Here is a 21,537-nt window from a genome sequence, read left to right as displayed (position 1 = left end):
CCATGAGAAGTGTACGGGTGAACTGTACTCATATTTTTGTGTATCTCCTTGTTTTCGAGGGGATTTTTTTGTATTTAGAAAGGTTCTTTTTATGAAGAAAAAAGAGATCGTCGATGACGTAACCATGAAACGTGCCATTACACGTATCACTTATGAGATTATTGAGCGTAACAAAAATCTCGACAAGATTGTCTTGGCTGGTATTAAGACACGTGGTGTTTATATTGCTCAGCGTATTCAAGAGCGCTTGAAACAGTTGGAAAACCTTGATGTGCCATTGATTGAGCTTGATACTAAGGCTTTCCGTGATGATGTTAAGGCTGAACAAGACACATCTGTTTTCCCTATTGAAATTGATGGAACAGATGTTATCCTTGTGGATGATGTGCTTTACACAGGTCGTACGATTCGTGCAGCTATTGACAATATCGTTAGCCATGGACGTCCAGCGCGTGTTGGTTTGGCTGTCTTGGTTGACCGTGGTCACCGTGAATTGCCAATCCGTGCGGACTATGTTGGTAAAAATATCCCAACAAGTGAGTCAGAAGAAATCGAAGTTTTGGTGACAGAAGTTGATGGCAAAGATAGTGTCAACATTATTGATCCAAGCTAAGTTGGCTGACAGATAGGGTGAAACGTCCTTTGTATCTTGTTAATTGAACACGGGCTAAGAGCTGTGTAAAATAGATAAATCTTCCTAGAAGCTAAAGCTTCGGCGTCAGATTTCCTAATTTTACTTTGCTCTTTATACGCCCTTTGTATCTTGTTAATTGAACACGCCCTAAGCCTTGTGCAAAAAAAGATAAATACTCTTAGGAGCTGGTGCTCCGTCATCGTATTTACTATTTTTGCTTTAGGCTATAGACGGGCTTTGTATCTTATTAATTGAACACGGGACTCATTTCTTAGGAAAAAGATAAGTCTCCTAGCACTCTTTGGAGTGCCTTGTCGACTTCCTATTTTTCTACAGAAATGTTTGGCTTAGCCAAAACGTCCCTTTGTATCTTATTTAACTGAACACGGGCTAAGAGCTGTGTAAAATAGATAAATCTTCCTAGAAGCTAAAGCTTCGGCGTCAGATTTCCTAATTTTACTTTGCTCTTTATACGCCCTTAGTATCTTATTTTAAGGAGTCCTTTGATATCGTGAATAACGTAAAATATGATGTGAATGATATGCCAAAACCTGGTTTATTGGTTGGTTTGTCATTCCAGCACTTGTTTGCCATGTTTGGTGCGACGGTGCTTGTGCCGATTTTGGTTGGGATTGATCCCGCTATTGCTCTTTTCTCATCTGGTTTGGGAACTTTGGCTCACTTGACGGTGACCAAGTACAAAATTCCAGCTTACATGGGGTCTAGTTTTGCCTATATTGCGGCTATGCAGACACTTATGAAGACTGATGGCATTGCGGCCGTGGCTCAAGGTGCCATGGCAGGTGGTTTGGTTTACTTGCTTGTGGCTCTGATTGTTAAGTATGCGGGTAAAGACTGGATTGATAAGGTCCTTCCACCAATTGTGGTTGGCCCTATTATCATGGTGATTGGTTTGAACCTTGCGGCTAATGCAGTCAATGATGCGACAACTTTAAATAAAAGCTATAGTATCTATGCTCTCTTGATTTCTATGGTGACCCTCTTTGCGGTTATCCTCTTTAACATGTATGGCAAGAAGATTATCGGTGTTATCCCAATTTTACTTGGTTTAATTGTGGGCTATATTTTCTCAGCGGTTCTTGGTTTACTGACAGGACATAGCTTTATCAATTTCTCAGAGGTAGCAGCGGCACATTGGATTCAGGTTCCAAACTTTGACATTCCATTTGTGGATTATAGCTTCAAGCTCTATCCAAGTGCGATTTTGACCATGGCTCCGATTGCCTTTGTGACGATGACTGAACACTTTGGTCACGTCATGGTTCTAAACAGTTTGACTGAGCGTGATTACTTTAAAGATCCAGGTCTTGACCGTACCCTTACTGGTGATGGTTTGGCACAGATTATCGCTGGATTCTTTGGAGCTCCTCCGGTAACTTCTTATGGTGAAAATATTGGGGTTATGGCCCTCAGTAAGGTCTACTCAGTTTACGTTATTGCGGGCGCAGCAGTGATTGCGGTCTTGATGAGCTTTATTGGTAAGCTGTCAGCACTCTTGCATTCTATTCCAACTCCTGTATTAGGGGGATTATCTATTGCCCTCTTTGGGGTTATCGCTGCTAGCGGTTTGAAAATTTTAGTTGAACATAAGATTGATTTTGATAATAAAAAGAATCTCTTGATTGCTAGTGTTATCTTGGTTTCTGGTATTGGTGGTTTGATGATTGACCTTGGTGGTCTTCAAATCACGGGTGTGGCAAGTTCAACTATTCTTGGTATCTTGCTCTACCAAATTTTGCCAGATCCTAAAAAAGGTAGCAAAGATTAGTCAATCAATTTAAAAGGAAAAACTATGGCGATTGCAGATGGAAAAGTGTCACTGAAACATTTGGTGACCATGGAAACCCTCACGAATGAAGAGGTCTTGGGCCTGATTCGTCGAGGTGGAGATTTTAAAAATGGCAGAGCTGATTTTCAGCTGGATCGACAGTATTTCGCTGCCAATCTCTTTTTTGAAAATTCAACACGAACACACAAGTCCTTCGAGGTGGCCGAGAAAAAACTAGGCTTGGATGTGATTGAGTTCGATGCTGGAACTAGCTCGGTAAATAAGGGTGAGACCCTCTATGACACGATTTTGACCATGTCTGCCTTGGGCGTAGACATCTGTGTGGTTCGCCACTCGGAAGTCGATTACTACAAGCAGTTGATTGATAGTAGGACCATCCAGACCTCTATTGTCAATGGTGGTGATGGTTCAGGGCAACACCCAAGTCAGTGTTTGCTTGACTTGATGACCATTTACGAAGAGTTCGGAACCTTTGAAAATCTTAAGATTTGTATTGCAGGTGACATTACGCATTCGCGTGTCGCTAAGTCCAATATGCAGATTCTCAAGCGTTTGGGTGCTCAGCTTTATTTTGCTGGTCCTGCAGAGTGGTACTCGAATGAGTTCGATGTCTATGGTCAGCATGTAGCTATTGACGACGTCATTGAGGACTTGGATGTGCTCATGTTGCTTCGTGTTCAGCACGAACGTCATGGTGACGATAAAGGATTTTCAAAAGAAGACTACCATGCTCTCTATGGTTTGACTGAAGAACGTTATGCCAAGTTAGCTGATCAGGCGATTATCATGCATCCTGCTCCGGTTAATCGTGATGTGGAGATTGCTGATAGCCTGGTTGAGGCGCCTAAGGCTCGTATCGTTGCTCAGATGCAAAACGGGGTCTTTGTCCGTATGGCAATTATTGAAGCTATTTTAAATGGCAAAGCGTAAACTACGTTAACCGATTCCTGAGAGAATCAGACGAAAAAGAACATGGGCTAAATCTTTGAAAAGAGACAAATCTTCCTAGAGGCTAGAGCTTCTTTGTTAGATTTGATTTTCATTCAGATGTTTAACGCCCTTTGTATCTTAGTGAAAGGAACAATTTACTATAATGGCAAAACGTTTACTTATTTTGGAAGACGGCACTATTTTTGAAGGTCAGGCCTTCGGTGCTGATGTGGATGTGACGGGTGAAATCGTCTTTAATACTGGTATGACAGGTTATCAAGAATCTATCACAGACCAGTCTTACAATGGTCAAATTTTGACTTTTACTTATCCACTTGTTGGTAACTACGGCGTTAACCGTGACGACTATGAGTCAATTAAGCCAACGACCAAGGGTGTTGTTGTGTCAGAGGCTAGCCGTCGTGCCAGCAACTGGCGTAACCAAATGACCTTGGATGAGTTTTTGAAAGCAAAAAACATCCCTGGTATCTCTGGTATTGATACACGTGCCTTGACTAAGATTATCCGTCAACACGGTACCATGAAAGCGACTTTGGCTAATCCTGGTGACAGTATCGAGCACTTGCAAGATCAATTGCGTGCGACTGTTTTGCCAACCAACAATATTGAGCAGGTATCAACTAAGACAGCCTACCCAGCACCAGGTGTTGGTAAAAATATCGTTTTGGTTGACTTTGGTCTCAAGCACTCTATCTTGCGTGAGTTTTCAAAACGTGACTGTAACGTGACTGTTGTGCCACATGATATCACTGCTGAAGAAATTCTCCATCTTAATCCAGATGGTGTGATGTTGTCAAACGGTCCAGGTAACCCTGAAGATGTACCGTATGCACTTGATATGATTCGTGGCATTCAAGGCAAAATTCCAATTTTTGGCATTTGTATGGGTCACCAGTTGTTTAGTTTGGCGAATGGTGCCAAGGCCTACAAGATGAAGTTTGGTCACCGTGGATTTAACCATGCGGTTCGTGAAATTGCGACTGGTCGTGTTGATTTCACCAGCCAAAACCATGGTTATGCCATTGACCGTGAGACACTTCCAGATTGCCTCATGGTAACACACGAAGAAATTAACGATAAGTCAGTTGAAGGTGTTCGTCACCGTGACTTCCCTGCATTCTCAGTGCAATTCCACCCAGATGCAGCACCTGGTCCACACGATGCGAGCTATCTCTTCGATGAGTTCTTGGAATTGATTGATGCTTTCCAAGCTGAAAAAGCACGTCGTTAATTGCAACTGTCTAGTGACTATAGTGGGGTGTGACTCTTGTTCGCCCCAGTCTACTACCTTATTTAATGACAACCAGAGAGTTGTCAAATAGAAAGGAGAAGATACAGGTTCACGGAAGTGAACACGCCCTAAGGACTGTGTGAAAAAGATAAACGGTGACTAGACGCTTGAGCGTCGTCGTCACGTTTCCTATTTTCACTGGGTCCTTAACGGGCTTTGTATCATAAATTATGCCTAAACGTTCTGATATTAAAAAAATTATGGTTATCGGGTCTGGTCCTATCATCATTGGTCAGGCTGCTGAGTTCGACTATGCTGGTACGCAAGCGTGCTTGGCCTTGAAAGAAGAAGGTTACAGTGTTGTCCTTGTCAACTCTAACCCTGCGACAATCATGACTGATAAAGAAATCGCAGACAAGGTTTACATTGAACCAATTACGCTTGAATTTGTCACACGTATTCTTCGTAAAGAGCGTCCTGATGCTCTCTTGCCAACACTTGGTGGACAAACTGGTTTGAACATGGCAATGGAATTGTCAAAAGCTGGCATTCTTGAAGAGCTTGGAGTAGAGCTTTTGGGAACAAAATTGTCTGCCATTGACCAAGCCGAAGACCGTGACCTCTTCAAACAATTGATGGAAGATTTGGAACAACCTATTCCAGAATCTGAAATCGTCAATACGGTTGAAGAAGCAGTTGCCTTTGCGACAGAGATTGGCTACCCAGTTATCGTTCGTCCAGCCTTTACCCTTGGTGGTACTGGTGGTGGTATGTGTGCCAACGAAGAAGAACTTCGTGAAATCGCTGAAAATGGCTTGAAATTGTCACCAGTAACACAATGTTTGATTGAACGTTCTATCGCTGGTTTCAAGGAAATCGAATACGAAGTTATGCGTGATGCCGCAGACAATGCTCTTGTGGTATGTAACATGGAAAACTTTGACCCAGTTGGTATCCACACAGGGGACTCAATCGTATTTGCCCCAACGCAAACCTTGTCAGATATTGAAAACCAAATGCTTCGTGATGCCAGCTTGAAGATTATTCGTGCCCTTAAAATTGAGGGTGGTTGTAACGTACAGTTGGCTCTTGACCCTAATAGTTTCAAGTACTATGTTATCGAAGTAAACCCACGTGTGTCTCGTTCATCAGCCCTTGCCTCAAAAGCAACTGGTTACCCAATCGCCAAATTGGCAGCCAAGATTGCTGTTGGTTTGACACTTGATGAAATGATTAACCCAGTCACTGGTACAACTTATGCTATGTTTGAGCCTGCTCTTGACTATGTGGTTGCTAAGATTCCGCGTTTCCCATTTGATAAATTTGAACACGGGGAACGTCGTCTTGGTACTCAAATGAAAGCAACTGGTGAAGTTATGGCTATCGGTCGTAACATCGAAGAGTCACTTCTTAAAGCCTGCCGTTCACTTGAAATCGGTGTTTACCACAATGAAATGCCTGAGCTTGCGGACGTCACAGACGACGCCTTGGTTGAAAAGATTGTCAAAGCTCAAGACGACCGTCTCTTCTACCTTTCTGAAGCCATCCGTCGTGGTTATACTATTGAAGAATTGTCAGAGTTGACTAAGATTGATATCTTCTTCCTCGACAAATTGCTCCATATCTTCGAATTGGAACAAGAATTGGCTACTCACGTAGGCGATGTTGAAGTTTTGAAAGAAGCTAAACGTAACGGTTTCTCTGATCGTAAGATTGCTGATCTTTGGAATCAAACAGCTGACCAAGTTCGTGCGACACGTTTGGAAAATAACATTGTTCCTGTTTACAAGATGGTTGATACCTGTGCGGCTGAGTTCGAGTCATCAACACCGTATTTCTACTCAACTTACGAGTGGGAAAATGAATCAATCAAATCTGATAAAGAATCTGTCATCGTTCTTGGTTCAGGACCTATCCGTATCGGACAAGGGGTTGAATTCGACTATGCGACAGTTCACTCTGTGAAAGCTATCCAGGCTGCAGGTTACGAAGCCATCATCATGAACTCTAACCCTGAGACGGTTTCAACAGACTTCTCAGTTTCAGATAAACTTTACTTCGAACCATTGACCTTCGAAGACGTGATGAACGTTATCGAATTGGAACAACCTAAGGGTGTCGTGGTTCAGTTTGGTGGTCAAACAGCCATCAACTTGGCAGAGCCATTGTCTAAAGCTGGAGTGAAAATCTTGGGTACACAGGTTGCTGACCTTGACCGTGCCGAAGACCGTGACCTTTTTGAACAAGCCCTTAAAGACCTCGATATCCCACAACCACCAGGACAAACAGCGACAAATGAAGAAGAAGCGGTTGAAGCAGCTCGTAAGATTGGCTTCCCAGTTCTTGTTCGTCCATCATACGTTTTGGGTGGACGTGCCATGGAAATCGTTGAAAATGAAGATGACCTTCGTTCTTACATGCGTACAGCCGTTAAGGCAAGTCCAGACCACCCAGTCCTTGTTGATAGCTATATCATTGGACGTGAGTGTGAAGTGGATGCCATCTCTGATGGTAAGGATGTCTTGATTCCAGGTATTATGGAACACATCGAACGTGCAGGGGTTCACTCAGGGGACTCAATGGCAGTTTACCCTCCACAAACTCTCTCTAAGAAAATCCAAGAGACTATCGCTGATTACACTAAACGCTTGGCTATCGGTCTTAACTGTATTGGTATGATGAACATTCAGTTCGTTATTAAGGACGAAACTGTCTATGTTATCGAGGTTAACCCACGTGCCAGCCGTACGGTACCATTCTTGTCTAAAGTGACTGATATCCCAATGGCACAAGTTGCTACTAACTTGATTCTTGGTAAATCATTGGCTGAACAAGGTTACAAAGATGGTCTTTACCCAGAAAGCAAGCATGTCCATGTTAAAGCACCAGTCTTCTCATTCACAAAATTGGCTAAGGTAGATAGTCTCCTTGGACCTGAAATGAAATCAACTGGTGAAGTTATGGGTACAGATGCGACTCTTGAAAAAGCCCTCTATAAAGCCTTTGAAGCTTCTTATCTCCATTTGCCAACCTTTGGTAATGTCATCTTTACTATTCATGATGATACGAAAGAAGAAGCCCTTGATTTGGCTCGTCGTTTCGATGCTATCGGTTACGGTATCTACGCCACTGAAGGAACAGCTAAGTTCTTGAATGAACATGGAGTTCACGCAACGCTTGTTAACAAATTAGGTGAAAATGACGACAACGACATTCCAGCCCTTGTTCGTACAGGTAAAGCGCAAGCTATTATCAATACGGTTGGTAACAAACGTACTTATGACGAAGATGGAGCAGCAATCCGTAGCTCTGCTATCGAAGCAGGAATCCCACTCTTCACAGCGCTTGATACAGCAGATGCCATGGTGCGTGTGCTTGAAAGCCGTAGCTTTACAACAGAAGCTATCTAATTTTAAAACAGAGTCTCAGCCTTGCTGGGACTTTTTTCTTACACAAATGTAAGCTAACAAATTAAAATGAAAGCTAAGACGATGGTTTTGTTTCCGAAGATTCTGCTATACTAGAAACATGATTATTACCACATCTTTACGTGAAAATGAGGCCTTGATTGCGCGTGCCCAAGAACTAGCTCTCGAGCTAGGAGCTGACTACCAGCCTCGGCGCAAGTTGTCCTTGGCAAAATGTTTAGAGCGCTTTGGACCTTTCTATCTCCTATATAAAGACAGATTGTCTTTTGTTAATGCGGATACTAGTGAATTGACCTTCCATCCAGATACGGCTGCTCTCAGGATTAAGGCCCCCCATGACGCTTTAGTCAGTCTTTTAGGTAAGTCTCCCAAGGCTATTCTTGACACGACTATGGGTCTGGCTTCTGATAGCCTAGTGATGGCAGCAGCGGGAAATCAGGTGACTGCCCTTGAGAGTCAAGATGTGATTTTTCAGGTGGTTTCTCGTGGTCTTGCCTCTTATCAGACGGATGATAAGCAGCTTGAAAAGGCCATGCGTTCTATTAAAGCTATTAAGAGCGATAGCTTGTCTTTTTTGAAGGTTCAAGCTGACAATTCCTTTGATATCATCTATGCCGATCCGATGTTTTCAGAGATCATCAAGGAATCGGAAAATCTAGAGGCTATCAAGCCTCTGGCCAATGGTAGCCGTCTGACAGAAGAATGGCTAAAAGAAACTAAACGTGTTGCGCGGGAAAAAATTATCATCAAGGCACATTTTCGAGATACTGTTTTTGAAGAACTTGGTTTTGAACGCCAGGTTCGGCCCAATCAAAAGCTGCATTATGGTGTCATGGATGTAAGCGAAGGCCATTGACACTGAAAGTTAAAAGTATTACAATTGTTTCATCCATGTGATACAAAAAGAAAAGAGAGACATATGCGAAAGAAAATCAGTCCAAAGTTATTTAAAAATAAAAAAAGAGTTTGGATCATTGGAGGAATTGGCTTCCTTGTCCTTTTGGTCCTAGGCTTTAACCTTTTTTCAGGTGGTGGCAAGAATGATAAGGCTTCTGAGTCCCCTACAGCAAGTAAGGTAACTAAGGGGCAGCTGGCCTCGTCGACCCTTCTGACTGGTATGGTGAAGGCTCAGTCGGAACAGTATGTTTATTTTGACAATACCATTGGACGCAATGCCACTGTGACAGTCTCTGTGGGTGAGGAAGTTAGCGTCGGTCAGCAACTGGTCCAATACGACAGCACCTCAGCCCAAGCGGCTTATGATACGGCTAGTCGTGCCTACAATAAGGCAGTTCGTGACCGTAATTATTTCCAACAGTATGGGACGGCTCCTGCGGCTTCAGCACAAACAAGTAGTGATTCGGATGAGGATGATTCGACAACTACCGTTAGTCCTCAACAGCGTCAGCAAACCGAGGCAAGTAATTACCAAACCTTGCAAGATTATAATGATGCCATTGCCAATGCAGCATCAGAGCTAGAAAAGGCACAAGATGTTCTCAACCAAACAGTCATTGTTTCAGATGCTAATGGGACAGTCGTAGAAGTCGCGGACTCTGTGGACCCTGCTTCAAAAGAGAGCCAAACCCTAGTTCATGTGACAAGTGAAGGCCAATTTGAGATTCAAGGGACCTTAACAGAATATGACATTCCAAATATTTCAGTGGGGCAAAAGGTCAAGATTACTTCCAAAGTATACCCTGATCAAACTTGGACAGGGAAGGTCAGCTATGTTTCCAATTATCCTAAGCAAAATGCTAACCAGTCAACGGGGACATCTGGCAACTCAGGTCAATCAGGTTCTCAGTATGAATACAAGGTTCAATTGACTAGTCCTATCGGAAAACTGAAACAAGGTTTTAATGTATCTCTTGAAGTGACCAAAGATGATGATGCCTTGTTGGTTCCTGTAACTGCTGTGACCAAGAAAGGCTCTGACAACTATGTCTGGGTTTACGATGATGAAACTCAGAAAATCAAGCAAGTCAAGGTCAAACTTGGCAATGCGGATGCCAAGCAACAGGAAATTGCTTCAGGACTTAAAGAAGGTCAAAAAGTTATCACCAAGGCAGATAAATCCTTTAAGGATGGCGAAACCCTAAAAGATGTGACGGATGCTGATAGCAAACAATCAAAAGACACTAGTGGAGAAGAGGTGAGGTCTAGTGACTAAGCCAGCACTTATGGTTTTAAAGAGTATCACCAAGTCTTTCAAAAATGGTCAAGAGTCCTTGCAGGTCCTTAAGGGGATTGACTTATCGGTAGAAGAAGGGGACTTCGTGGCAATCATGGGCCCTTCTGGATCAGGGAAATCAACCCTTATGAATATTATCGGACTCCTTGATCAACCGACTACAGGTTCCTATCAACTCGAAGGCGAGGATGTGGCTGATCTCTCTGAAAATCGCCTGGCCAAGGTAAGAAATGACCAGATTGGCTTTATCTTTCAACAGTTTTTTCTCTTGCCAAAGTTAAGCGCCCAAAAGAACGTAGAGCTTCCTTTGATTTATGCAGGGAAATCTCCACGTGAACGTAAGCAAAGGGCACAACAATTCTTGGAAAAAGTTGGCTTGTCAGACCGTAGCCATCACCTACCATCGGAGCTGTCTGGTGGACAGAAGCAGAGGGTTGCTATTGCGCGTGCACTGTCTAACGATCCGGCAATCATTTTGGCGGATGAGCCTACGGGTGCCCTTGATACCAAGACAGGGATGCAGATTATGGAGTTCTTAACCCAGCTGAACCGTGAAGGAAAGACTATCATCATGGTTACTCATGAGCCAGAGATTGCGGACTATGCCCGACGTAAGATTGTCATTCGTGATGGTGAAATCACTCAGGACACGACTGATAGCGTTCGGATTGACTAGGAGGTAAGAATGGAAAATTGGAAATTTGCTCTTAGTTCTATCCGTTCACACAAGATGAGGTCCTTCCTGACCATGTTGGGAATCATTATTGGTGTTGCTGCGGTAGTACTTATCATGGGGCTAGGAAATGGAATGCGTCAGAGTGTTACTGATAGTGTGACAGGTGATAAGGATACTGTTCAAGTCTACTATGAAGCCAAGGGTGAGGAGCTAGATCCTGCCTATGCGGACTTGTCACAACCGACCAAACCGGTTAAAGAAGTTTGGTTGGAGCAAGTGGCTAAGCAGACGCCTGGTATTGATAGTTATTTTGTGACTAACAGCCTAACTTCCTCTATCTACCTCCAAAAAAAGACCGTGAAGAATGTTAATATCACAGGTGCCAGTCAGGGCTACTTTAAAGCTAAAAAGTTAGAAATGTTGACTGGACGTTCCTTGCAAGACAATGATTATAAAAACTTTTCACGAGTTATTGTCATTGATCAGATGGTGGCTAAAAAACTCTTTGAGACGAATGGGGATGCCCTTAACCAAGTGGTTACTATTGGGAACAATGATTATCGTGTGATTGGTGTTTATAAGAATAAAGACACAGCAATCGGTGCCTATGGTGAAATTGGAACAGCTCTTGTGGCCAATACCCAGTTAGCGGCTGAAAATAACACTGATGCTATTGGCCAGATTTTTTTCCATGTGACCGATGTGAAAAATAGTAGTAGCGTTGCTAAGGATGCTGCTAAACGCTTGACCCAGTTGGCCCGAGATGACAATGGAGAATATAAGGCGGCAGATATGAGTTCGACCCTAGATCAGGTGAACACGATCTTTGGAACCATTACCACCGTTGTCGGAGCTATTGCTGGGATTTCATTATTAGTTGGCGGAATCGGTGTTATGAACATCATGTTGGTTTCGGTAACTGAGCGGACACGAGAGATTGGTCTTCGTAAGGCTTTAGGTGCTACACGTCGTAAAATCTTGACCCAGTTTTTGATTGAGTCGATGGTTCTGACTATTCTGGGAGGTTTGATTGGGCTAGGCTTTGCAGCCCTAGTCGTTGGTCCAATTGGGAATGCCATGGACCTTAAAGCGACGGTTTCTCTTGGTGTAGCCATGGGAAGCATAGCCTTCTCAGCAGCTGTAGGGATTATCTTTGGTCTCCTACCGGCTAATAAAGCTTCGAAACTCGATCCTATCGAAGCCCTTAGGTATGATTAGAAATAACCTCTTGAAATCTTTAGATTTTGAGAGGTTTTATGGTCTTCGAAAAAAGATAGAGAAAAAAATAAAAAAATTGCATTTTTTTCTTGACGTCTGATTTAGGTCATGATATTATAAATAAGGTTTGAAAAAACTGACCTAAGACAGTTGGGGAGCAAGACTCGTAAACATCCAACCGAGGCACAAAACGTAACTATTTTTTTGTAACGTATTGTACTTTCGTGTCTAGGTTTAGGTACGATTTTTTTGTGCCTAGCCCAAAAATAAAAACGGAGGTAAAACTACTAATGAGTGAAGCTATTATTGCTAAGAAAGCTGAACAGGTTGCTATCGTCGCTGAGAAAATGAAAGCAGCAGCATCTATCGTTGTTGTTGACTCTCGTGGACTTACAGTTGACCAAGATACAGTTCTTCGTCGTAATCTTCGTGAATCAGGCGTTGAATTTAAAGTTATCAAAAACTCTATCTTGAGCCGTGCAGCTGAAGAAGCAGGTCTTGAAGACCTTAAAGAACTTTTTGTTGGTCCATCTGCAGTAGCATTCTCAAACGAAGATGTTATCGCACCAGCAAAAGTTATTAGCGAATTTGCTAAAGACGCAGAAGCTCTTGAAATCAAAGGTGGTGTTGTTGACGGCGCGTTCACTTCAGTCGAAGAAATCAACGCTCTTGCATCACTTCCAAACAAAGAAGGTATGCTTTCTATGCTCCTTTCTGTACTTCAAGCGCCAGTGCGCAACGTTGCATACGCTGTCAAAGCGGTTGCAGAAAGCAAAGAAGACGGTGCTGCATAAGCCCATCTTCACAACTCGTAGCCTAAGCTACGTTTAAAACACTATATTAAAAAACACATTTGGAGGAAATCACAATGGCATTGAACATTGAAAACATTATTGCTGAAATTAAAGAAGCTTCAATCCTTGAATTGAACGACCTTGTAAAAGCTATCGAAGAAGAGTTTGGCGTAACTGCTGCTGCTCCTGTAGCTGCTGCTGCAGCTGGTGCTGCTGACGCTGGTGCTGCTAAAGATTCATTCGACGTTGAATTGACATCTGCAGGCGACAAGAAAGTTGGCGTTATCAAAGTTGTACGTGAAATCACAGGCGAAGGTCTTAAAGAAGCTAAAGCTATCGTTGACGGTGCACCATCAGTTATTAAAGAAGGTGTTGCTGCAGCTGAAGCTGAAGAAATCAAAGCTAAACTTGAAGAAGCTGGAGCTTCAGTTACTCTTAAATAATAAGGTAACGACTCAAGTCGCTTAATAAAGAAAACCAGGGTATAAGCTCTGGTTTTTTTTTACGATAAGCGATTGTTAGAAACTGATAAATTGATTTGGTTTCCTGCCAAAAATCCTGCCAAAAATTCTTTGGCAGTTTTTTGTTTTTCTATTTTAGACTGGTTTTGTTTATTTTTAATATGTGCTGTAATTATTACATATTGGTTTTTACTAATATAAAATATTTTGGGTCATATCTAAATGTTAAGTAGGTATGTCTTAGTCCAGCGCTATTTCGAATAAATAATTTTAAGTAAGAGTAATCCTAATTATGTTCTATATTTATGATTTTTCCTCTTGCAATAACTGTATTTCTTCTCCTATTTTTTATTTGGGAATTGACATGATTCATCATTTATTATCTCCTTATTTTCAATTTTTCTAAATATATTATGTTTGATATTAGTCGTAGAAAAAAATACGAGAACTAACCTTTTTATAAATTTTCATTTTCAATAGTCAATTCTTCACAATGAAAATCTGATTCATTATCAGTTTTAGCATCATATCCAAATAGTTGTGTAGGAGGTGGATCACGTCTTTCACCCTCTAAGTAATCTCGTTCGTGTTGTGCAAGTTTTTCATTTAATTCTGTATCATGACGAATAATATTATAAAGACCATCATTTAAAACAGACGCTAAAAATAGAAAATGTTGTCCTTTTATGACAAAAAAACTACTGTTTATGACTTCAATGAAACTTTAGTTGTCTTTATATTATACTAATCTTGTAAATCATAAGAAAAGGAACGTCAATCATGAAAACAACAACTAAACTCATTGGTATCCTATCAGCTCTTATTGTAGTTATCCTCGCTGTCTTTTTAGTGACTAAGTTTAATAGTCATGAGTCAGCACGTGTTAGCACAAGTAGTAGCCCAGTCAAGACGGTCAAGAAATCATCTTCAAGCTCAAGTAAAGCTGTTAAGAAGGATAAGAAATCAGCCCAATCATCAACTTCAGCAGTTTCAAATGAAGAAAATGACAATCAGGCTTCAGCAGTAGCGCCTAAAGCTTCCTCTCAAGAACAAGCTCAAGCAGGCACTACAGATGCTGGGCAAGTGGCTGAAGCAACAACACCAGCTTCTCAAGTTGGGGGAGTTGAAGGTGGTCGAGGTGCTTGGACAGCTACTTCTGGAACATTGACACTTGATGAGGAAACCCCTGTATATGCTGCACCAGATAAAGACAGTGGGGTTGTTTCTAAAATGCCTGCAGGTGATGTTGATTGGGATAAATATGAAATTTTACCTGATGGAAACTGGTATAGTTTTGTCAAAGATGGGCAACGTTATTATATTTCATATTCAGATGTAGGGCATTGATAAAGTATTAAGAAGTCTTTATAAACCACTTTTCAAGTCTATCAAGGCTTTAAGATAAACATGAAATAAAAAAGACAGTAACTATTCTGAAGTTACTGTCTTTTTGGGTCCTACGAAAACCACTAGCACAGCTAGTGGTCCCAAAAATTATTAAGCTATGTAGCAAAAAATACTAACAGACTATTTAACGGCAAAACCTAAGTCGATTAAAGAGGTTAAAGTTAAAAGTTGAGACTTACTTACAAAATCTGATAGTTTGAGAAAAGAGATGATTTGCACTACGAGTGGTAATCGTAGATTTAGGGTATTTTTCCAATACGCTATTTACATTATGTAACCCAAGACCTCTTCCTTCCCCTTTACTAGAGTATCCCCTAGCAAAAATATGACTAACATCCACTTTTTCTGATTTTATACTATTTTCAACGATAAGTACCAATGAATCATCATTATTTATGAAAACAACAGTCATTCTAGGACTTGTGGCTTTAATGGTGGCTTCAATGGCATTATCACAAAGGACAGAAAGAACAGTTATGAAATCTAGTAATTCTATCCTAAAATTACTAACAGGTTCGTCAATCTCAACAGAAATTGAAATTCCCCTATTTTGTGCCTCAAGTAATTTAGCGGAAAGAATACTTTTGATAGCATCATTCTTAATATTACTAAGTTTAGCAATATCAAACTTACTATCATAGAATTGGTTTGCACTATCTCTAAGTACACCATTGTATACAGTTTTAATAGCTTCAATATCTTGATTATCAATTCCTAATTTTAGACTGGTCAAAATATTAATGTAGTCATGACGGAAACTTCTAATTTCCTCATAAAGTGATTCAACATGATGGCTGTAAATAGATAGTTCATTTAATTGAGTATCTTTTTGATCAATTATTTCCTTCTCTAGTTTTTCTTTTGAAATTGCATTGAGATAGAGTAGCATTACAAAAAACAGAACAATATAAAAGTTATTAATATGTCCTCTCCAATTATCTGCATCAGCTAATTTGTCTCTATAAATAACAAGTATAGAAACTAAGAGCATATATACAAACATAGAGATGTTGATCAGTAACAATAAATACTTGAAATAGTAACGCTTGAAACCTTCTTTTATTTCGTTAAAATCTAACCTAAGAGATTTTACTATGAGTAAATGAAGAGGGAAAACCAGTAATTCAATTAAGATATCATACCAACTTAGTTTGACTTCATTGAAGACAGAGACTCCTAGTAGAGGGAAAACGTAGAATGCTAACATTCTACCTAGCAAGCTTTCAACGATAACGGGGTACAAGCCATAAAAAATATCAAGTGTTTTACTACCATACTTATTTTGATATATGTTATAAGCAATAAAGATAAAAAAGAAAGTAAAGTACCCAACAGGAGGACATATGATGAGGAGTAGAACATACAAAAATGGACCAATAATACACCACAAAGGTTTGATTGGTTGGTTACTAACCTGTTGAAACAGTAACAATGCTACTAACATCTTAGAATAGAACAGCAATAAATTTATAACTATATCCATAGAAACACCTTAGCTTTTCAGAGATTTAACTTTTTCTAGGAGGCCCTTATATTTCGTACGCGAAATGGGACATTCATTATTATTTTCAAACATTACCATTTTATCTTCTTTATTAATCCTAACGATATTTTCAGGATTAACGATAAATGAACGATGGCATCGAAATAGGCGGTCATCAGCTCGTTCAACTTCTGAAATACTGGCGTAGAACTCCATGCGTTCTTCTTTAGTATGCAAAATAACTTTATGTATTGTTGGAGACGTTTCGAAAAATAAGATATTGTTAAAAGGAACTTGAACTTGAGCCGTAGCTGTTTCAAAAGTAAATGAATCTTGGGCAATAGTGGCACCCATTTTATCCATGGTATATTCAATTGCTAAAAGAACACGTTCATAAAACTCTTCATCATCCAAAGCTTTATCAATAAAATCTAGTGCAGCAACTCTATATTTAAAAGTGACTGGCATAAATTCTGAATGTGTTGTTACAAAAACAATTGTTGCATTAGGGTCTTTTTTCCGAATTTCTTTTGCAATGTCTAGCCCCTTTTTTTCTTCTCCTTTAATTTCAATATCTAAAAAGAAAAGTTGATGAGAACCTCTTTCGGTAATCGCATCAAGTAGCTGGCTAGGTTTTCCAAAAATCTCAGGTCCTTTACATTTTAGAGATTTTTTTGCAATAACATCCTTAATAACGGTCTCTATTCGTGTTTGTTGTAAAAATTCGTCTTCTAAAATAAAAATATTTAACAATTAGTGTACTCTCCATTCGATAAAAAATTTAGTACTGTAGTAAAAGACATTGAAGTCTTTTTCCAGTATGAAAATATATTTGTTTTGTTTTTTTAGGACGTCTAAATAAAAATCCATGTTTCTTTACAAATACAGATAATTTTACCTAACATGCAGTACACATATAAGTATGTAAACTTTTAAGTAATGATAGTAGTCATAAAACCGGTATATCGTAACAGTTCTAGAAACTATTATATCGGTATACTTTTACTGTAAATGACAAAAAATGAACCGTTTATGATATATGACAAATTAAATGGTATAACCAAGCTATAATAAAAATAGGAATTGGAGGTGAAGTATGTTCAATATTGTGAGGCACTTTTGGTTGTTGATAACTGTTAAAAAGTATATTAAAAAATATAAGTTAAAAGTTAAAGTTAACAATCATTTTAATTCTATAAGGATTACTACAGCAACTAACACTCTTTATTTTATCACATTTACAAAGAATTGTAATTATGGAAAAAAGTCAAAAAAATTAGGAGGAGTAACGTTTATGCACAAATTATTTTATTGACAGCGAATATTGATTATAACAAAATATTTAATGAACATCTCGAACTATTAGGTGTCATTGATATCAAAAAGTCATTAGCGAATACCTCTAATGAAATCAGTGATTATCTAGATTATTTTTTTAATATCGAAAAGGTGCACTAACCTCCATGTACATGTAATATGTATTGGAGGTTATTTTTTATCACCTATTAAATAGTTTTTTCGATGTTTTATCGTAACAAATGTTTATTTATGTATGTTATAACAAAACGAAGTTCAAATCTGCAAACTTTTGAAACAAGGATGTACTTTAATTGTCTTAGAATCGCTTTCTAGGACAAATATATCCTATTTACTGGTTTTCTCTAAAAAATGCTATGATAAATCTAGGGAGGGGATTATGATGCAGATTAATCTTGAAAATTTAGTTCCCATTTCTGAAGCTAACCAAAATTTTTCTAAAGTTGCTCGTATGGTCGACAGCAAGGGGACTGCAGTGATTCTAAAAAATAATAAGCCCAAGTATGTATTGGTAGAATATGACACCTTAATTAAAAATGAATAAGGTGAGACAGAAGTTGCAGAGCAGGTCACAGTCGACGATGTGGCTAACTCTGTTTTGTCTCGTCATTTAGATGCCTTCAAGGAATTAGCTAAATGAAGCGATAAAACAGATAATTTAGTGATAGCAAAATAGATAGAAAACTAGGGCATAAGCTCTGGTTTTTTCTATTACTTTTAATATTTTCATTTGTTAGAATGTAGGTAATGTGCGTGCTTGTCACGCCCTTTTTCTGTGTCTTTTACGGCTTTAGTGGTTGTAAATAACTATAAAAATCTTAAAGGCATGGTAAATGCTAAAAAGAAAAGGAGAAATTTATGGCTTATATTTGGTCTTATCTCAGACGTTATCCTAAGTGGCTAGCAATGAATTTTACGGCGGCCATTTTATTTGTTATTGCTAACTTGGGTTTGCCGACGGTTCTTGCCAGAATGATTGATGATGCTTTCCAGTGTCTTTTTGATTTTGGCGACAAGTCCACAAGCAGGAGATATTATTTCCTTTGCGGGAGGAGGACATGGCACACCAGCAGAATACGGACTTGTGGCTTTCGTCGAAAAACTCTACCCAAATGGCTCATTCCTTATCTCCGAAACCAATTACAATGGCAATCCAAACTATACTTTCCGTAAATTATCTGGAGTGGATAGTAACTTGAGTTTTGCGTATACGACGAAATAAAAAAGGATATGCTAACAATGACTTGATTTGTTAGCATATTGTTTTGGAGGTGGTGATATGGATTTGTTAGAGAAACCCGTTTATAATTATATTAAAAATAATCATGGAGTAATAAATTTTCGTGATATGGAAGAGCTTAACTTTTCTTATCAACAACTGAATCAATTAGTCTCAAAAGGGAAAGTGGAATCAATTGAAAGAGGTAGCTATCATCTGCCAGATACCTATATCGATGACTATTTTAGTTTACAGTACCGTTTTCCAAAAGGAATTTATTCCTTAGAAACAGCACTTTGGTTACATGGTCTGTTCCTTACCATTCCATTTGAGCCTGTGATGACTTTTCCTTTCGGGACAAATACGAGGCCAATGAAAGAAGCTGGTGTCAAGCCAATTGTTGCTAGAAAGTATCATGAAATCGGTATTATTAGACTGGAGCGACAGGCTGGACAGTTTATCTCAGTATATGATATGGAACGAACATTAGTGGAGTGTTTGAGAACAGCTTATCATGTCGATATTCAAGTTATTGCTCCAGCTTTTCAAGCTTACTTTAAAAAAGGAGCTGTTGATTATGCCAAGTTGTATCACTATGCACAACTATTTAAAGTAACCGAAAAACTACAATCATATGTGGAGGTCTTGTCGTGAAATTTTCAAATGCTAATAGTTTCAAAGCTAAAATCAAGAATATTGCAAAAGAAAAAGGGATCTCTTTCTCAAAAGATTAGTCAAATATTTGAAGAATACGGTGCGAATATGTTGGATGTATTCGGTTGTTATATGTATAAATTAAACAATTGTGTTACAATGAAACCATATAGAATTTTAAGTTTTCTCAAAAACTTTCTATAACTAAGAACACATAAGGAGGTAAAATGGTGAAGTATTCTAAAATAACAAAAGTTTTTCAGCTTTCACTCGTCATCATATTTATTTTAGTCTTGTTAGGGCTCTTTGTTCCCCAGCAGTTTCAAAATATTAGTTTTTACTTAAAAAATCTCTTAACAACTAGTGTTGGCTGGTTTTACTTGTTATTGGTTACGGGGATTTTAATTTTTTGTGTCTTTTTAATTGTAAGTCCGATAGGGCAGATTCGCTTGGGTAATCCCACGAGTCGGCCAGAGCATTCGACGACGTCATGGATTGCTATGATGTTTTCTGCTGGAATGGGGATTGGTCTGGTATTTTATGGGGCAGCAGAGCCTTTGAGTCACTTTGCTATCTCGACGCCCAATGCAGAAATAGGCAGTGCGGATGCTCTCGCAGATGCTTTTCGTTTTACTTTTTTTCACTGGGGATTTCATGCTTGGGCGGTCTATGCCCTGGTGGGATTGTCTTTGGCTTATTTTGGCTTTCGTAAACGGGAGAAATATCAGCTCTCAGTCGTCTTTAAGCCTCTTTTTGGAAAATATGCGGACGGACCAATAGCAACCATTATCGATACCATCACCATTATTGCGACAGTGATTGGGGTAGCGACAACGCTCGGCTTTGGTGCCTCACAAATCAATGGTGGTCTCTCCTATGTCTTTGGTATTCCTAATAATAGTCTTGTGCAAGTCATCATTATCATCATTGCGACAATTCTTTTTCTTATTTCTGCCTTATCAGGTTTAGGAAAGGGTGTTAAAATCCTATCTAATACAAACTTGATTTTAGCTATTGTCTTGCTTGCTGGAGTCATAGTTTTGGGGCCAACGGTTAAGATATTTGACACCATGACAGACTCTATCGGCCTTTATTTTCAAAACTTCTTCCGTATGAGTTTTCGGGCGGCGGCTTTTGATGAGACCAAGCGGGCTTGGATTAACCAATGGACCATTTTTTACTGGGCATGGTGGATTTCCTGGTCACCTTTTGTGGGCGTCTTTATTGCCCGTATCTCAAAAGGTCGGACTATTCGCGAATTTTTGACAGTAGTGCTTTTGGCACCAACAGTCCTTAGTTTTATCTGGTTTTCTGCTTTTGGTACCTTATCTACTTCACTACAAGATTCGGGGGTTAATTTGATACGTTTTGCCACAGAAGAAATTCTTTTTGCCTCTTTTAATGAATATCCTCTGGGAAGTGTCCTTTCACTCCTGGCAATTATTTTAGTTTTAACCTTCTTTGTGACCTCGGCGGATTCTGCCACCTATGTTTTGGCCATGTTGTCTGAAGATGGCAATCTAAATCCAAGTAATCGTAAAAAGGTGATTTGGGGTGTCATGCTGGCCTTGATTGCTATTGCACTCATGTTTTCTGGTGGATTGACAGCTTTACAAAACACGCTCATTATTGTCGCTTTTCCATTTTCTATAGTACTAGTGTTGATGATGTGGTCGCTTATGAAAGAGTTATATCACGAAAAAGAGCAAATGGGACTCGCCATTACACCAGACCGATATCCTGAGAAGAATCAACCGTTTAAATCTTATGAGGAAAATTAGGAGGATGGCATGGAGTTAAGAGTGCTTCGTTATTTTATTACTATTGCTGAGGAGGGGAGTATCTCCAAGGCAGCTGAGAAGCTGATGATTACTTAGCCGACACTCAGTCGTCAGTTAAAAGATTTGGAGCAGGAACTTGGTGAACCTCTTTTTATCCGTGAACATATCAAGTCGCTTAATAAAGAAAACCAGGGCATCAGCTCTGGTTTTTTCTATTGCTTTTAATATTTTCATTTGTTAGAATGTAGGTGATGTGCGTGCTTGTCACGCCCTTTTTCT

General features: G+C 39.6%; 16 protein-coding genes, 3 pseudogenes and 1 other annotated feature. Of the genes and pseudogenes, 17 read left to right on the top strand and 2 right to left on the bottom strand.

Going from position 1 to position 21,537, the window contains the following annotated elements:
- The first annotated feature begins 91 nt into the window (after nucleotides 1-91).
- From pyrR to H7U04_RS00950, 12 genes are all read left to right on the top strand, one after another.
- Nucleotides 92-613: a bifunctional pyr operon transcriptional regulator/uracil phosphoribosyltransferase PyrR gene (gene pyrR, locus H7U04_RS01005; RefSeq protein WP_002890254.1), complete on the top strand. Its 522-nt coding sequence runs from the start codon at nucleotides 92-94 to the stop codon at nucleotides 611-613.
- Between the two features lie 532 nt (nucleotides 614-1,145).
- The gene (locus tag H7U04_RS01000) at nucleotides 1,146-2,423 is read left to right on the top strand and encodes a uracil-xanthine permease family protein (protein WP_048676126.1); all 1,278 of its coding nucleotides are present in this window, start codon (nucleotides 1,146-1,148) and stop codon (nucleotides 2,421-2,423) included.
- A 24-nt stretch (nucleotides 2,424-2,447) separates the two neighbouring features.
- Nucleotides 2,448-3,374: an aspartate carbamoyltransferase catalytic subunit gene (locus H7U04_RS00995; protein ID WP_002890256.1), complete on the top strand. Its 927-nt coding sequence runs from the start codon at nucleotides 2,448-2,450 to the stop codon at nucleotides 3,372-3,374.
- A gap of 163 nt (nucleotides 3,375-3,537) precedes the next feature.
- Nucleotides 3,538-4,626 carry a carbamoyl phosphate synthase small subunit gene (locus H7U04_RS00990; RefSeq protein ID WP_002890257.1) on the top strand — a complete coding sequence of 363 codons (1,089 nt, stop codon included), beginning with the start codon at nucleotides 3,538-3,540 and terminating at the stop codon, nucleotides 4,624-4,626.
- A 230-nt stretch (nucleotides 4,627-4,856) separates the two neighbouring features.
- Nucleotides 4,857-8,036 (top strand): carbamoyl-phosphate synthase large subunit, encoded by a 3,180-nt coding sequence (gene carB, locus H7U04_RS00985; protein WP_201059238.1) that lies wholly within the window; start codon nucleotides 4,857-4,859, stop codon nucleotides 8,034-8,036.
- A 118-nt stretch (nucleotides 8,037-8,154) separates the two neighbouring features.
- Entirely contained in the window at nucleotides 8,155-8,910 is a 756-nt protein-coding gene (locus H7U04_RS00980) for a class I SAM-dependent methyltransferase (RefSeq protein WP_201059236.1), read from the top strand.
- 63 nt (nucleotides 8,911-8,973) lie between these two features.
- Nucleotides 8,974-10,227 carry an efflux RND transporter periplasmic adaptor subunit gene (locus tag H7U04_RS00975; RefSeq protein WP_156685448.1) on the top strand — a complete coding sequence of 418 codons (1,254 nt, stop codon included), beginning with the start codon at nucleotides 8,974-8,976 and terminating at the stop codon, nucleotides 10,225-10,227.
- 10 nt (nucleotides 10,228-10,237) lie between these two features.
- Nucleotides 10,238-10,924, top strand: a complete 687-nt coding sequence (locus H7U04_RS00970) for an ABC transporter ATP-binding protein (protein WP_207185728.1) — start codon at nucleotides 10,238-10,240, stop codon at nucleotides 10,922-10,924.
- A gap of 9 nt (nucleotides 10,925-10,933) precedes the next feature.
- Entirely contained in the window at nucleotides 10,934-12,142 is a 1,209-nt protein-coding gene (locus tag H7U04_RS00965; protein WP_156685449.1) for an ABC transporter permease, read from the top strand.
- A 122-nt stretch (nucleotides 12,143-12,264) separates the two neighbouring features.
- Nucleotides 12,265-12,401: a sequence feature (ribosomal protein L10 leader region), on the top strand.
- A gap of 31 nt (nucleotides 12,402-12,432) precedes the next feature.
- A complete protein-coding gene (gene rplJ, locus H7U04_RS00960) occupies nucleotides 12,433-12,936 on the top strand; it encodes a 50S ribosomal protein L10 (RefSeq protein WP_003095623.1) in 504 nt (167 codons plus the stop codon).
- A 74-nt stretch (nucleotides 12,937-13,010) separates the two neighbouring features.
- Nucleotides 13,011-13,379, top strand: coding sequence for a 50S ribosomal protein L7/L12 (rplL, locus tag H7U04_RS00955; protein ID WP_004183006.1), 369 nt, complete (start codon nucleotides 13,011-13,013; stop codon nucleotides 13,377-13,379).
- Between the two features lie 798 nt (nucleotides 13,380-14,177).
- Entirely contained in the window at nucleotides 14,178-14,744 is a 567-nt protein-coding gene (locus H7U04_RS00950) for a transcriptional regulator (RefSeq protein ID WP_110981158.1), read from the top strand.
- 235 nt (nucleotides 14,745-14,979) lie between these two features.
- Here the strand turns inward: H7U04_RS00950 and H7U04_RS00945 are convergent, their stop codons facing one another.
- Together H7U04_RS00945 and H7U04_RS00940 are read right to left on the bottom strand one after the other, a co-directional pair.
- Nucleotides 14,980-16,287 (bottom strand): sensor histidine kinase, encoded by a 1,308-nt coding sequence (locus H7U04_RS00945; RefSeq protein ID WP_201059234.1) that lies wholly within the window; start codon nucleotides 16,285-16,287, stop codon nucleotides 14,980-14,982.
- Nucleotides 16,288-16,296: 9 nt separating this feature from the next.
- Nucleotides 16,297-17,040 carry a response regulator transcription factor gene (locus H7U04_RS00940; protein WP_201059232.1) on the bottom strand — a complete coding sequence of 248 codons (744 nt, stop codon included), beginning with the start codon at nucleotides 17,038-17,040 and terminating at the stop codon, nucleotides 16,297-16,299.
- Between the two features lie 946 nt (nucleotides 17,041-17,986).
- Here H7U04_RS00940 and H7U04_RS11350 point away from each other — a divergent pair.
- The 5 genes and pseudogenes from H7U04_RS11350 to H7U04_RS11345 all read left to right on the top strand — a co-directional run.
- Nucleotides 17,987-18,244 (top strand): annotated as a pseudogene (locus tag H7U04_RS11350) (type II toxin-antitoxin system Phd/YefM family antitoxin).
- Between the two features lie 366 nt (nucleotides 18,245-18,610).
- Nucleotides 18,611-18,826: pseudogene (locus tag H7U04_RS00930) on the top strand (CHAP domain-containing protein); the annotation flags it as partial.
- Between the two features lie 57 nt (nucleotides 18,827-18,883).
- The gene (locus tag H7U04_RS00925; protein WP_110981154.1) at nucleotides 18,884-19,477 is read left to right on the top strand and encodes a type IV toxin-antitoxin system AbiEi family antitoxin domain-containing protein; all 594 of its coding nucleotides are present in this window, start codon (nucleotides 18,884-18,886) and stop codon (nucleotides 19,475-19,477) included.
- A 227-nt stretch (nucleotides 19,478-19,704) separates the two neighbouring features.
- The gene (locus H7U04_RS00920) at nucleotides 19,705-21,258 is read left to right on the top strand and encodes a BCCT family transporter (RefSeq protein ID WP_064524851.1); all 1,554 of its coding nucleotides are present in this window, start codon (nucleotides 19,705-19,707) and stop codon (nucleotides 21,256-21,258) included.
- 9 nt (nucleotides 21,259-21,267) lie between these two features.
- Nucleotides 21,268-21,423, top strand: a pseudogene (locus H7U04_RS11345) (LysR family transcriptional regulator); the annotation flags it as partial.
- Nucleotides 21,424-21,537: the final 114 nt, after the last annotated feature.

The organism is Streptococcus sp. 22.1 (assembly GCF_016648645.1).
Lineage (GTDB): Bacteria > Bacillota > Bacilli > Lactobacillales > Streptococcaceae > Streptococcus.
Note: the sequence above shows the minus strand (reverse complement) of the source record. Positions and strands in the feature narration are given on the sequence as shown.

Bases quoted from the DNA above. Each gene is read 5' to 3' on its own strand.
- H7U04_RS00945 (WP_201059234.1), bottom strand. From the start codon at position 16,287: ATGGATATAGTTATAAATTTATTGCTGTTCTATTCTAAGATGTTAGTA.
- H7U04_RS00975 (WP_156685448.1), top strand. From the start codon at position 8,974: ATGCGAAAGAAAATCAGTCCAAAGTTATTTAAAAATAAAAAAAGAGTT.
- H7U04_RS00950 (WP_110981158.1), top strand. From the start codon at position 14,178: ATGAAAACAACAACTAAACTCATTGGTATCCTATCAGCTCTTATTGTA.
- H7U04_RS00970 (WP_207185728.1), top strand. From the start codon at position 10,238: ATGGTTTTAAAGAGTATCACCAAGTCTTTCAAAAATGGTCAAGAGTCC.
- rplJ (WP_003095623.1), top strand. From the start codon at position 12,433: ATGAGTGAAGCTATTATTGCTAAGAAAGCTGAACAGGTTGCTATCGTC.
- H7U04_RS00980 (WP_201059236.1), top strand. From the start codon at position 8,155: ATGATTATTACCACATCTTTACGTGAAAATGAGGCCTTGATTGCGCGT.
- H7U04_RS00925 (WP_110981154.1), top strand. From the start codon at position 18,884: ATGGATTTGTTAGAGAAACCCGTTTATAATTATATTAAAAATAATCAT.
- H7U04_RS00995 (WP_002890256.1), top strand. From the start codon at position 2,448: ATGGCGATTGCAGATGGAAAAGTGTCACTGAAACATTTGGTGACCATG.
- H7U04_RS00965 (WP_156685449.1), top strand. From the start codon at position 10,934: ATGGAAAATTGGAAATTTGCTCTTAGTTCTATCCGTTCACACAAGATG.
- carB (WP_201059238.1), top strand. From the start codon at position 4,857: ATGCCTAAACGTTCTGATATTAAAAAAATTATGGTTATCGGGTCTGGT.
- H7U04_RS00990 (WP_002890257.1), top strand. From the start codon at position 3,538: ATGGCAAAACGTTTACTTATTTTGGAAGACGGCACTATTTTTGAAGGT.
- pyrR (WP_002890254.1), top strand. From the start codon at position 92: ATGAAGAAAAAAGAGATCGTCGATGACGTAACCATGAAACGTGCCATT.
- H7U04_RS00920 (WP_064524851.1), top strand. From the start codon at position 19,705: ATGGTGAAGTATTCTAAAATAACAAAAGTTTTTCAGCTTTCACTCGTC.
- rplL (WP_004183006.1), top strand. From the start codon at position 13,011: ATGGCATTGAACATTGAAAACATTATTGCTGAAATTAAAGAAGCTTCA.